The 12,161-nt window shown below is 69.9% G+C and carries 11 protein-coding genes; 9 read left to right on the top strand and 2 right to left on the bottom strand.

Going from position 1 to position 12,161, the window contains the following annotated elements:
• Window positions 1–198: 198 nt before the first annotated feature.
• The 4 genes from hutI to E3T23_RS12980 all read left to right on the top strand — a co-directional run bounded on the left by hutI (window position 199) and on the right by E3T23_RS12980 (window position 4,003).
• The gene (hutI, locus tag E3T23_RS12995) at window positions 199–1,395 is read left to right on the top strand and encodes an imidazolonepropionase (protein ID WP_134370855.1); all 1,197 of its coding nucleotides are present in this window, start codon (window positions 199–201) and stop codon (window positions 1,393–1,395) included.
• Window positions 1,396–1,971: 576 nt separating this feature from the next.
• Window positions 1,972–2,253, top strand: a complete 282-nt coding sequence (locus tag E3T23_RS12990; protein WP_134370853.1) for a hypothetical protein — start codon at window positions 1,972–1,974, stop codon at window positions 2,251–2,253.
• On the top strand, window positions 2,220–2,483 hold the full coding sequence (locus E3T23_RS12985; RefSeq protein ID WP_134370852.1) for a hypothetical protein: 264 nt from the start codon (window positions 2,220–2,222) through the stop codon (window positions 2,481–2,483). Before E3T23_RS12990 ends, E3T23_RS12985 begins: the two co-directional genes overlap by 34 nt.
• A 221-nt stretch (window positions 2,484–2,704) precedes the next feature.
• Window positions 2,705–4,003 carry a hemolysin family protein gene (locus tag E3T23_RS12980; RefSeq protein WP_134370850.1) on the top strand — a complete coding sequence of 433 codons (1,299 nt, stop codon included), beginning with the start codon at window positions 2,705–2,707 and terminating at the stop codon, window positions 4,001–4,003.
• Between the two features lie 13 nt (window positions 4,004–4,016).
• Here E3T23_RS12980 and E3T23_RS12975 read toward each other — a convergent pair whose 3' ends face one another.
• Window positions 4,017–5,378 (bottom strand): protein kinase domain-containing protein, encoded by a 1,362-nt coding sequence (locus E3T23_RS12975; protein WP_134370848.1) that lies wholly within the window; start codon window positions 5,376–5,378, stop codon window positions 4,017–4,019.
• Between the two features lie 114 nt (window positions 5,379–5,492).
• Between E3T23_RS12975 and E3T23_RS12970 the strand changes: the two genes are divergently transcribed.
• Window positions 5,493–6,164 (top strand): DUF4232 domain-containing protein, encoded by a 672-nt coding sequence (locus E3T23_RS12970; protein WP_134370846.1) that lies wholly within the window; start codon window positions 5,493–5,495, stop codon window positions 6,162–6,164.
• Window positions 6,165–6,298: 134 nt separating this feature from the next.
• Here the strand turns inward: E3T23_RS12970 and E3T23_RS12965 are convergent, their stop codons facing one another.
• Window positions 6,299–9,526, bottom strand: coding sequence for an efflux RND transporter permease subunit (locus E3T23_RS12965; protein WP_134370844.1), 3,228 nt, complete (start codon window positions 9,524–9,526; stop codon window positions 6,299–6,301).
• A 135-nt stretch (window positions 9,527–9,661) separates the two neighbouring features.
• Between E3T23_RS12965 and E3T23_RS12960 the strand changes: the two genes are divergently transcribed.
• The 4 genes from E3T23_RS12960 to E3T23_RS12945 form a co-directional block, all read left to right on the top strand.
• Window positions 9,662–9,865, top strand: a complete 204-nt coding sequence (locus tag E3T23_RS12960; protein ID WP_134370843.1) for a dodecin family protein — start codon at window positions 9,662–9,664, stop codon at window positions 9,863–9,865.
• 76 nt (window positions 9,866–9,941) lie between these two features.
• Complete coding sequence (yczE, locus tag E3T23_RS12955; protein WP_198416221.1) at window positions 9,942–10,601, top strand: membrane protein YczE; 660 nt, start codon at window positions 9,942–9,944, stop codon at window positions 10,599–10,601.
• A gap of 110 nt (window positions 10,602–10,711) precedes the next feature.
• On the top strand, window positions 10,712–11,470 hold the full coding sequence (locus E3T23_RS12950) for a LamB/YcsF family protein (RefSeq protein ID WP_134370857.1): 759 nt from the start codon (window positions 10,712–10,714) through the stop codon (window positions 11,468–11,470).
• A 3-nt stretch (window positions 11,471–11,473) separates the two neighbouring features.
• The coding region (locus E3T23_RS12945; protein WP_134370842.1) for a 5-oxoprolinase subunit B family protein at window positions 11,474–12,161 on the top strand (688 nt) is incomplete at its 3' end.

The following is a 12,161-nucleotide window of genomic DNA, read 5'->3' as shown; positions in this document are numbered from 1 at the left end:
GGGCGGGCCCGCCGGCGCAGACGGGCCCGCCGGCGCAGACGGGCCTGCCGGCGCAGACGGGCCTGCCGGCGCAGACGGGCCTGCCGGCGCAGACGGGCCTGCTGAGCGTCCACCAGGCGCGCTCCGGCCCGAGATTCTGCTGCGCGACGCCCTCGCCATGCTCGACGACGGCACCGACCTCGCGTCAGGAGAACGACCATGACCCCCGAACCGACCGAGCTGATCACCGGCATCCGGGAACTGACCACCCAGACGGATGGCGCCCCGCGCCTCGCCGACGCCGCCCTGGTGATCGCGGACGGCCGCATCGCGTGGATCGGCCCGGCGTCCGCGGCGCCGGCAGCCGATCTCCGCACGGATGTCGGCGGCCGAGCCGCTTTGCCCGGCTGGGTCGACAGCCACACCCACCTGGTGTTCGCGGGCGACCGGGCGGCGGAATTCGAGGCCCGGATGGGCGGACAGCCCTACGCGGCCGGCGGGATCCTGACCACCGTGGCAGCCACGCGCGCCGCGACCGAGGCACAGCTGAGGGCCGCGGCGAGCCGGCTGCGGCAGGAGGCGGAGGCGCAGGGCACCACGTTCCTCGAGAGCAAAACCGGCTACGGCCTCGACCTGGCGAGCGAGGTCAGGTCGGCGCGGGTGGCGGCATCCGTCGCCGACGTCGTCACATTCCTCGGCGCGCATATAGTGCCGCCGGGCATCGATCGGCGCGACTATCTGGACCTGGTGACCGGGCCGATGCTGGCCGCTGTGGCGCCGCACGCGCGGTTCATCGACGCCTTCTGCGAGGTGGGCGCGTTCGACGTGGAGGAGAGCCGCGAGGTGCTCGAGGCCGGCCGCGCCGCGGGACTCGGCCTGCGACTGCACGGCAACCAGCTGGGTTTCAGCGGCGGAGTGCGGCTCGCGGTGGAGATCGGCGCGGCGAGCGTCGACCATTGCAACCACCTGGAGCCCGCGGATATCGATGCCCTCGCGGCCTCGGCCACCGTGGCCACCCTGCTGCCGGCCTGCGACCTGTCCACGCGGCAACCGTTCGCGCCGGCGCGGCGGCTGCTCGACGCCGGCGCGAGTATCGCCCTGGCCACCAACTGCAATCCGGGCAGTTCCTTCACGACGTCGATGGCGTTCTGCGTGGCCACCGCGGTGCTGCAGATGGGTCTGACGATCGAGGAGGCGGTGTGGGCGGCGACCCGCGGCGGCGCCCGGGCGCTCGGCCGCGACACGGGTTCGGACGCGGTCGGAGTCCTGCGCGTGGGCGGGCGGGCCGACCTGCAGGTACTCGACGCGCCATCCGTCGCCCACCTCGCCTACCGCCCCGGCGTGCCGCTGACCTGGGCGGTCTGGCGGCAGGGTGTGCGGGCCGGCGGCCACAGTCCGGCGCCCCTCCCGGCCTGACTATCGAACTCCCTTCCCCCTTCCCCCCTCCCCCCTCGCCCCAGCTCACCCCGCCTCGTCGTGCATAACTCCTGCAAATTGCTCAGCTCCTGGCCAGTCGCCCCCGGAATTCCGCGGATGTTCGACGCGGGCCACAGAAATTGCAGGAGTTATGCACGGGATGCGCCGAGGGCGGCCTCCCTGACTCGGTCACTCCCGTGGCCAGCCAGCCAGCCGGAAGCCGCCACTGTGGTCAACTCAGGAGAATGGCCGGATCCGTCGCCGCGCACCCCGGACTTCCGCGGCACCGCCACCCGCTCCGCAGCCGACTCGCCGAAGCTCCTGAGTTGGCCACGCTCGGGAGCAGTGAGTGCGGCCGCTAGGGTCATGCCGAGGCTGACAGGGCGCTGTTCAGCACACACAGGTGGGGACGTAGATGAGTTTTTCCGAGGATCCACCGCAGCGGGCGGCGGCGGACTCCGCTGGGACTGCACCCCGAAAGCGGCGGGTGAGCCCGGCACGGCGCCAGCCCCGTGGGCGGTCTACCGGCTCACCGACCGAACGATCGAGGTCTGGACCAGGGTGGTGAGCCTGTCGATGCCCATTCTGGTCGTGATCGGCGGGGTGGTGGCCGTCATTTCCGGCCTGATCGCCGACGCGAACGACGTCGAGAGCAACCCGGGCCTCATCGTCGGGGTGGTGATCATGGCCTCGGGAGTCGTCGTCCCGCTCCTGATCGCGGCGGCACTCGGCGGCGAGTCCCCGCACCGCGGCGAATCGGTCGTCGGCATCCTGCTGGCGGCGGGACTGCTGGGAACGGGCGTGAGCGCCGTGGTGGACATCCCGTGGGTGACGCCGTGGTGGACATCCCGTGGGTGACGCCGTGGAGCATCGTGGCCATGATCGTCTCCGTCGTCGGATTCTTCGTGCTCGGGTTCATCCGCCGGGTGCCGATGTGGATCGGCATCGGCCCGTCCGGGTCACACACCGACGAGATCTCGGACGGCATGCTGCCCGGCGAGTCGAGACCCGGAATGCTCAGCCCGAAATACCACAAGCGGGCGCCGACCGACCACAAGCGAAAGCAGAGCGGAGGCCGGCCTGCATAACTCCTGCACAGTCGATCGGCGACCTGGGCCAGACCCCGGAATTCCGCGGATGTCCCACGCGGGCCACGGAATTTGCAGGAGTTATGCACGCGACCGGCCCCAGCCCCTGGACGCAAACGGAGGTGACCCGGGAGACCGGATGCCTGCGGCTGATCTCCTGCCGGCGCGCTAGCGCCGCGCCGAGGCCCGGTGGCGTCGCCGAACGGTTTTACACTGACCACATGGACGTCTATACCTGGCTCAATGTGGGGCTTGTGCTGCTCTTCGTGCTCATCGGCGGCGTGTTCGCAGCCACCGAGCTGGCGTTGGTGTCCCTGCGCGAGAGCCAGCTGCATGCCCTGGAACGCGAGAGCGCGCGCGGCAGGGCCGTCGCCCGGCTGGCCCGGGACCCGAACCGGTTTCTGGCGGCGGTGCAGATCGGCGTCACCGTCGCCGGGTTCCTGTCCGCCGCCTACGGCGCCTCCACCCTGGCGCCCGACCTCGCCCCGCTGCTGGAGGAGCTCGGGCTCTCCGCCGGGGCCGCGGACACGCTGGCCCTGATCGGCCTGACGCTTCTCATCGCGTACCTCTCCCTGGTGCTGGGGGAACTCGTGCCGAAGCGCTTCGCCCTGCAGAAGCCACGCACTGTCGCGCTCGCGCTGGCGCCGCCGCTCCAGGTGTTCTCCACCCTGATGCGGCCCGTGATCTGGTTGCTGTCCGTCTCGACGAACGCCGTCGTGCGGCTTCTGGGCGGAGACCCGCACGCCCGGAGCGAACTCATGTCCGATGAGGAGTTGCGTGATCTGGTCGACGCCCACGAAGGCCTCGAGGTCGAGGAGCGGCACATTCTGAGCGAGGTGCTCGACGCAACCAATCGGCTGGTCCAGGAGGTGATGCGTCATCGCGGGGACGTCGACTTCCTGGTCGGCACGCAGTCGATCCCTGCCGCGCTGGAGGAGATCCGGTCGCTGCCGCACTCGCGTTACCCGGTGATCGGCGGCTCCGTCGACGAGGTACTGGGCTTCGTGCACGTGCGCGATCTTCTGGACCCCGGCGCGCACCCCGACTCGACGACGGTCGCCGAGGTCGCCCGGGCCATCGTCTTCCTGCCCGGCACCAATCGCATCCTGCCGGCGATGACCCAGCTGCGCCGCGCCGGTGTGCACATCGCGATCGTCGTCGACGAATACGGCGGCACCGACGGCATCGTCACGCTCGAGGATCTCGTCGAGGAGCTCGTCGGCGAGATCCACGACGAGTACGACCTGCCCGTGCCCGAAGAGCTCATCACCGAGGCGGGCCGGGCGCGGCTGGTGGATGGCGGCCTGAATATCGAAGACTTCACGGATGCCACGGGGGTCGAGCTCGAAGACGGCCCCTACGAGACTGCGGCCGGCTTCGTGACCTACCGGCTCGGTCGCATGCCCCAGGTGGGCGACACGGTTTCGACCGGAGAGCACCGGCTGCGGGTGGCCGCCCTCGATGGGTTGCGCGTCAGCGTCATCGAGGTCGGTGCACGACCGGAGGAGGACTCCGCCTGACGACGTCGCCCTTTCAGAGAGCGACGCGCCGACTCTCCAGCCGCAGTTCGAGTTCGCTCATCACCAGGGCTGCGAGATCCGTGAGGGTGCGAAGTTCCGGCCCGGTGATGACCCGCGGCTCGAAGTCGATAACGCACAGCGTGCCCAGGTTGTAACCGTTCCGGGTCGTCAGGGGAACCCCGGCGTAGAACTGCAGGCCGAACTCCCCAGCCACGAGAGGGTTGGCCAGCGCTCGCGGGTCGGTGCGGGCATCCTGCACCACCCAGGGTCCGTCGGACATGATCGCCGAGGCACACAGACCCGGGTCACGGGGAATCTCCCCGATCTCGAGGCCGTGGTGCGATTTGAACCAAATGCGGTCGGTGTCGACGATGCTGATGATCGCGATCGGCACGGAGAAGAGCCGGGCGGCCAGTGCGGCGATCCGGTCGAAGGCCCCGTCGGCGGGAGTGTCGAGAATGTCGAGGCGCGCGATCTCCCGCAGGCGCTCGGGTTCGTCACTGATGAGGTGGTGGTCCGCGGCACCGCGATGGCGGCCGGTTTCCGCGATGACCGCCTGGCGCAGGGCGAGCACCACCTCCGCGGTCGACGGACGCTGCCCCGGCTCGCGGAACAGCATGGTTGTCAGAAGGTGCCGCCACTCCGGAGAGAGTTCCTCCGGGATGGCAGGGTCGCGCAGGAGCCTGGCCATGGCCGATGGGATCGGCTTGCCGGGGAACGCCGTCTCGCCGGTGAAACATTCCAGGAGCACGAGCCCCAGGGAGTAGATATCGCTCGCCGGACCGACTTCCTCGCCACGTGCCTGCTCCGGGCTCAGATACGCGGCCGTTCCCGTCGTCATCCCCAGATTGGTGACCCGCTCACTGTCCGGGAACAGTGCGATACCGAAATCGGTCAACCGCGCGTGCGTTCGAGTATCGGAGCTGTACTCCTCCAGAAGAATGTTCGCGGGTTTGATATCACGGTGGATGACGCCACGCCCATGGATGTATTCGAGCCCCTCCGCCAGGTCATAGCCGATTTGGGCGATGTGCCGGGTCGACATCGGATTACCTTCGAGACGTTGGCGCAGATTGACGCCGTCCACGAGCTGCATCACGAGGTAGATCTGCGGGCCGTCCGCCTCGGTGCGGTTCACTCCGACGTCGAAAAGGGTGACCACGCTGTGGTGGTTCAGGCTCGCCAGCACGTTGATCTCGGCTTGCTGGCGCTGAATGTCGGACGCGTCAGTGGCGCGGAGTTCGAAGATCTTGATCGCCACATCACGTCCCAGACGCTCGTCGGTGGCGCGATAGACCGAAGCCATTCCGCCGCGGCCGATCAAGTCCTTCAGCCGGTAGCGTTCGTTCAGGAAACCCGGTGATTCCTTGGTCATCGGACCCCCCTTTCGGGCCTAAGTCTAGGGTAGGTGCGGCCGGACTTGTGCACCGCGGTGGGCCGCGATCGTGTCCCTTGAACGAGAACGCCCCCACGGTGTGAAACTGGGGCCATGACAGGGATGCGGAGTCGAGGGTGGCCGGCAGCAGCCGGGCTGGTGTGCGTGGCGGCGGTCATGCTGCTGACGGGCTGCGCGCCGCCGGTCTCCGGCCCGGCAAGCGGCACGGCGAGGCCCGGTACGACTCCGACGGCCGGATCGACGGCAAGGACGACTGCGCCAGCGACAGCGGCCCCCTCGGCCACGCAGTCTGCGACACCCGACCCCGCCGGTCCGGCCGACCCAGGCACGTGCGCCCCCAACCAGCTGGAACTGTCCCTGCAGTCGCGGCCACAGGACAGTGGCGCCGGCAACTTCTACTGGGACCTGCGCCTGGCGAACACGGGTTCAGCGGCGTGCACGGTCGAGGGCTACCCGGTGGTTTCGCTGGTCGGCTCGACCTCCGGAACGCCGATCGGCGCCGTCTCCGGCACCGAGCCGGGACGTTGGTATACCGTGACGGTCGTCGAGCTGGCGCCCGGGGCATCCGCTTACAGCCTGCTCCACCTCGGCCAGGCCGGCGCGTACAGCTGCCCCCTCGTGCCCGTTGCCGCCCTGGACGTGGCCCTGCCCGGCTGGGACACGGCGAGCCGGGTGCCCACGCCGAACCCCATCGAGGGCTGCGACGACGACAGCACGGTTCTGGTGCGCACCGGCCCGCTGGCCCCGGCCCCGGTCACCTTCTAGATCAGGGCCGGGCCGGTGGCCAACAGAGTAGCGAACAGAGAGCGGCGTGCATAACTCCTGCAAATTCACGGCCGCGAACCGCGCACCCGCGGAATCACGCGGCCGATCGCCGCTCGGCTCACGAATTGCAGGAGTTATGCACGGGAGACGTCGGAGATGGCGCCGGCGGATGCGCGCAGCTCCCGCCGCTCGGCCCGGCGCTCCCGGCCGCCTTCGACCAGGAAGTACAGCACGGGCAACACCACCAGGGTCAGCACGGTGGAGGACACCAGCCCGCCGATGACCACGAGGGCCAGCGGCTGCGAGATGAAACCGCCCGTCCCGGTGAGTCCAGCCGCCATCGGCAGCAGCGCGAAAATCGTCGCGAGCGCGGTCATCAGGATCGGGCGCAGACGACGGGATGCACCGTTGACCAGCGCTTCGCGCACCGACTGCCCGCGCCGCCGGTATTGGTTGACCAGGTCGATCAGCACGATCGCGTTGGTCACGACGATGCCGATCAGCATCAGCACGCCGATCAGGGACGGCACGCCCAGCGGGATACCGGTGATCACCTGCAGGGCGATCGCCCCGGTCGCCGCGAACGGCACCGACACCAGCAGCAGCAGTGGCTGCAGCAGCGACCGGAAGGTCGCCACCATCACGATGTAGACGATCAGGATGGCGATCAGCAGCGCCAGCCCGAGCTGCGCGAACGCCTCGGTCTGGTCGGCGGTGACTCCGCCGAGCGTGGCCGTCGCACCCTCCGGCAGTTCGGTGTCGGCCAGGGCTGCCGTCATCTGCGCATTGGCCGCGCCCAGGTCGTCGATGTTGGGGGTGGCGGACACGGTCGCCGTGCGCAGCCCCTTCGTCGTGGTGAGGGTCGACGGGCCCTCGACCTGCTCCACCGTGGCCAGCGTGTCCAGGGTCACCGGTCCGGCCGGTGTCGGGATAGTCAGGGCGGCGAGCTCGGCCGTCGTGGTCGGCGGCGCCGCGGACTGCAGGTAGACCGACAGGGTCGTCTCGTCGATCACGATGGATCCGATCACGCTCGGCTGCATGGCCTGGGACACCAGCGTGCCGAGGGCGAGCTCGCTCAGGCCCGCGGCGCCCGCGGCATCCCGGTCGACGGTGACCGCGATGTAGGGGCGCGAGGCCGCCAGGTTGCTCGAACTCTCCTTGATCGCGTCGAGGTCCTCCACGGAGGCGAGCACCGCGTCGGTGGCCGTTTGCAGGTCGGCGTTCGTGGCCGCGGTCACGTCGACGGCGACATCGGATGTCCCGCCGAACCCGCCGCCGGACGAGACCGAGAATTCTCCGCTTCCGTCCAGAGCGGTGAGCGTGTCGCGCACGACGTCCTGAACCATGTCGGGGTCGGCCGTCCCGTCGGTGGTGATCGAGTAGGTCACGGTGCTCGATGAGACGCCGCCGCCGAACGCGGCCAGGGCGTTGCCGCCGCCGATGGAGACCTGCACGATTTCGACGCCGTCGGTGTCGCGGAGGGTCTTCTCGGCGGCCGTGGAGGCGTCGTCCTGCGCGGCGAGGCTGGTGCCCACGGGCAGGGTCTGGGTGACCCGGAACGTGGTCTGCCCGCTCGAGCCGAGGAAGTTGACCTTCATGTAGGGGACCAGGGCGACCGTGCCGCCGAGCACGAGCACCGCGACCAGGAGCGTCGCGACGGCGTGGTTCAGGGTCCAGCGGATGACCGGGAGGTAGCCGGTCTGCAGGCGGCTCGGGCGTTCCGCGGCCGGGGCGACGGCGGTGCCGTTGTGGCGGGTGCGACGCGAGGCGGCGGGCTCGGCCGCGGCCTCGAGCGTCAGGGGCGCGGCAGCGGCAGGCTCGAGCACCGCGGGTTCGAGCAGGGCAGGCTTGAGCACCGCGGGTTCGAGCACCGCAGGCTCGACCGCCTTGGCCGGACGCAGGAACCAGTACGCGAGCACGGGCACGATGGTCAGCGACACCAGCAGCGACGCGAGCAACGCGATCGAGACCGTGAGTGCGAACGGTCGGAACAGCTCCCCGGTCGACCCGCTGACGAAGGCGATCGGCAGGAACACGGTGACGGTGGTGATGGTGGATGCCGTGATCGCCCCGGCCACCTCGCGCACCGCGCGCACGATGGTCGCGGCGCGGTCGGCGCCCTCGACCAGGTTGCGGGTGATGTTCTCGATCACCACGATGGAGTCGTCGACGACACGCCCGATCGCGATGGTGAGGGCGCCGAGGGTGAGGATGTTCAGTGAATACCCCACGCCCTGCAGGCCGATGAAGGTGATCAGCACCGAGGTCGGGATCGAGATCGCCGTGACCAGGGTCGCCCGCACCGAGAGCAGGAACACGAGGATCACCAGCACGGCGAAGATCAGCCCGAGCACACCCTCCTCGGTGAGTGCGTCGATCGATTCCTGGATGAACGGCGCCTGGTCGAAGACCACGGTGAAGGTCGCGCCGGAGAGGGCCGACTCCAGGTCCGGCAGGATCGAGCGCACGGCCTCGGACACGTCGACCGTGTTCGCCGCGGGCACCTTGGTGACCGAGATGGTCAGGGCCGCCTTGCCGTCGACCCGGGAAATGCTCGCGACCGGGTTCTCGCCGAGGGCGACGTTCGCGACGTCGCCGATGGTGGTGAGGCCCGTGCCGGGCACCCCGGCGAGGATCGGAAGCGCCGCGATGTCCTCGGCATTATCGAGCTTGGAGCCGGTCTGCACCGAGAGGGTCGTGTCGTCTTCGGTCAGCGAACCGGCCGGGATCAGGGACCCGTTCTGCTGAAGCGCACTGCGGATGTCCTGGCCGGTGAGGCCGCGTTCGGCCAGCTTGGCGGTATCCGGGGTGACGGTCACGCGCCGCCCGACGTCGCCGACGAGGGCGGCCTCACGCACACCGTCCACGTCACGGATGTCGCCGAGCACGCTGCGCTTGAGGTCGTCGGCGAGGTTCTCGGAGTCGCCGCCGGACACGGCCAGGGAGAGCACCGGGAAGTCGTCGATGCTGCCGGAGAGCACCTGCGGGTCGAGGTTCTCCGGCAGGGTCGACTTGATGCGGTTGATGGCCTGGCTGATGCGCGATTCGGCCTTGACCAGGTCGGTGCCGTAGGTGAACGTGGCGCTGACCAGCGACGCGTTGGTGCTGCTGGTCGTCGAGGTGGATTCGAGGCCGGCGATGCCCTGGATCGCCGTCTCGATCGGCGTCGACACGTCGTCGTTGACGACTTCGGGCGAGGCGCCCGGGTAGCTCGTGGAGACGACCAGCTGCGGCAGCTGCAGGGAGGGGATCAGCTCCTGCTTGAGGCTGGTCAGGGCGAGGCTGCCGAAAATGGCAACGACGACGGTGATCAGCGCGATCAGCGCCCGGTTCTTCATGCTCAAGACAGCGAGAAAATGCACCCCTTCAGTATCCCATTGCAGAGAGTGCAGATTTCCCGGTCCGGGGCATCCGTCGCTGCCGATCTACCGCGACAGGCGGAGGGGCGTACCCTCAGCGGCAAGAAGCCCCACCAACCCGAACCATAAGGAGAAACCATGTCTGTGGCACGCGTAACGACACTCAGCGTCCGGTCCGACAAATCCTTCGAGGATGCCGTCGCCACCGGCATCGCCCGGGCGAGCAAGACCCTGCGCGGGGTGTCCGGCGCCTGGGTCAAGGAGCAGAAGGTGGAGGTGACCGAGGGTGAGATCACCTCGTTCGACGTCGTGATCGAGGTCACGTTCGTTCTCGACGACTGAGACCGGGCTTCGCCCGTGCGGCCGGCCCGGCTGGGCGGGCCGGCAACGTGATGGCAGACCAATAGTGTGGACTTCCATGACCCGTCGCCTCGCCCAGCTGCTCATCGGCCTGTTCCTCTACGGCCTGGGGATCGCGCTGATCGTGCGCGGTGAGATCGGCGTGGCCCCGTGGGATGTGCTCACCCAGGGCATCTCGGGCCGCACGGACCTCGGCTTCGGGCTGGTCACCATCCTGATCAGCGGGGTCGTGCTGCTGATCTGGATCCCGTTGCGCCAGAAGCCGGGTGTGGGCACCATCCTGAACGCCCTGCTCGTCGGGCCGGCGGCGGATGTCGGCCTCTGGCTGATCCCGACGGGTCTCGATCTCTGGGTGCGCATCCTGCTGTTCGCGGCCGGGCTGTTGGTGCTGGCGATCGCCACGGGCCTCTATATCGGCGCGCATTTCGGCCCCGGCCCGCGCGACGGGCTGATGACGGGCCTGCACAAGCGCACCGGCTGGCGCATCTGGATCGTGCGCACGGGCATCGAGGTGACCGTGCTCAGCATCGGCTGGGTGCTCGGCGGCGACGTGGGCATCGGCACCGTGCTGTTCGCCGTGCTCGTCGGCCCGCTCTGCCACTGGACGATCCCCTTCTTCGCCATCACCCTGCCCCGGGCCGACGACACCCGGCTCGAGGAAACCCTCGAGGGTTCCGTGCCGCCTTCAGACCCCTCGATCGACAGCCCGGCGAACTGACCGGGGCTCCGGCCCGACCCCCGCCCGGAGCGCATTGTTGAACAATCCGCCGAAGTGGTGCATCCTTAACCCACCCTGCACGGATGGAGACTCGGATGTCCAGCATCGATTTGAACAGTATCGATTTGAACAGTGACGTCGGGGAATCCTTCGGCAACTGGTCCTTCGGCGATGACGCCGCGATCATCTCCTCCGTCTCCAGCGTGAACGTGGCCTGCGCCTTCCATGCCGGCGACCCGAGCACGATCCGCGCCACCTGCACGGCCGCCGCCGCGGCCGGAGTGACCGTCGGCGCGCATCCGGGCTACCGGGACCTGGCCGGCTTCGGCCGCCGGTTCATCGACATGGAGCCCGGCCACCTCACCGATGAGGTCATCTACCAGATCGGCGCGCTGCAGGCCCTGGCCGCGGTCGCCGGCACCCGGGTCAGCTACGTCAAGCCGCACGGCGCCCTCTACAACACCATCGCCCACCACGCGGTGCAGGCTCAGGCCGTCGTCGATGCGATCCGCGCCGTCGACCCGAGCCTGCCCGTGATGGTGCTGCCCGACTCCGAGATTCAGCGCCTCGCCGACCGGGCCGGGCTGCGCACGGTCGTGGAAGCTTTCGCCGACCGCGCCTACAACCCCGACGGCTCTCTGGTTGCCCGGTCCCGGCCTGGCGCCGTGCTGCTGCATCCCGACGCCGTCACCGAACAGGTGCTCCGCCTGGCCGGCGACCGCCAGGTGCGCACGGTGGACGGCAGCCTCCTCACGGTGGCGGCCGAGAGCATTTGCCTGCACGGCGACACCCCCGGCGCCGTGACCCTGGCCGCCACCGTGCGCACCGCGCTGCAGGATGCCGGCATCCCCATTCGAAGTTTCGTCTAGCCCGTGTCCGGTTCCGTGCGCGTGATCCGTGCCGTCGGCGACCGCGCCGTCCTGGTGGAACTGCCCAGCCTGGCCGACGTGCTCGACCTGCAGGCGCACCTGCAGCGGCATCCGCTCGACGGGCAGCTCGACGTGCTCGCCGCCGCGGAAACCGTGCTCATCACCGGCGCCTCCGCCGCCGCCGCACGCGGATTCGCCGACGCCCTGCGGCACCTGCAGGTGCCGCCGGCCGCGCCCGCCGCCGCCGCACTCCTGCAGATCGACACCGTCTACGACGGGGAGGACCTCGCCGACGTCGCCGCGCACACCGGCCTCAGCATCGCCGGCGTCATCGCCGCGCACACCGGTCAGGACTGGACCGCAGCGTTCGGCGGGTTCGCTCCGGGCTTCCTCTACCTCACCGGCGGGAACGCCGCGCTGACCGTGCCACGGCGCGGCTCACCGCGCAGCTCGGTGCCGTCCGGATCCGTGGCGGTGGCCGGCGACTACTCCGCCGTCTACCCCCGGGCCTCCCCCGGCGGTTGGCAGCTGCTCGGCCGCTCCGACGCCCGCCTGTGGGACCTGGAGCGCGCGCAGCCGGCCCTGATCCGGCCGGGCAACCGGGTGCGGTTCCGCGCGGTGCGCGGGCAGGTCGCCGCCGCGGGGCCCGTCGTGTCGGACCCGACCGGGACGGCGACCGGTGCTGCGGGTG

The sequence above is a fragment of the Cryobacterium cheniae genome (genome assembly GCF_004403395.1).
GTDB lineage: Bacteria > Actinomycetota > Actinomycetes > Actinomycetales > Microbacteriaceae > Cryobacterium > Cryobacterium cheniae.
The sequence above is the reverse complement of the archived record's forward strand: the minus strand, read 5'-3'. Positions and strand labels throughout refer to the sequence as shown.

Excerpts from the sequence above, each read along its gene's own strand:
- E3T23_RS12980 (WP_134370850.1), top strand. The coding sequence starts at position 2,705 with ATGGACGTCTATACCTGGCTCAATGTGGGGCTTGTGCTGCTCTTCGTG.
- E3T23_RS12970 (WP_134370846.1), top strand. The coding sequence starts at position 5,493 with ATGACAGGGATGCGGAGTCGAGGGTGGCCGGCAGCAGCCGGGCTGGTG.
- yczE (WP_198416221.1), top strand. The coding sequence starts at position 9,942 with ATGACCCGTCGCCTCGCCCAGCTGCTCATCGGCCTGTTCCTCTACGGC.
- E3T23_RS12960 (WP_134370843.1), top strand. The coding sequence starts at position 9,662 with ATGTCTGTGGCACGCGTAACGACACTCAGCGTCCGGTCCGACAAATCC.
- E3T23_RS12975 (WP_134370848.1), bottom strand. The coding sequence starts at position 5,378 with ATGACCAAGGAATCACCGGGTTTCCTGAACGAACGCTACCGGCTGAAG.
- hutI (WP_134370855.1), top strand. The coding sequence starts at position 199 with ATGACCCCCGAACCGACCGAGCTGATCACCGGCATCCGGGAACTGACC.
- E3T23_RS12990 (WP_134370853.1), top strand. The coding sequence starts at position 1,972 with ATGCCCATTCTGGTCGTGATCGGCGGGGTGGTGGCCGTCATTTCCGGC.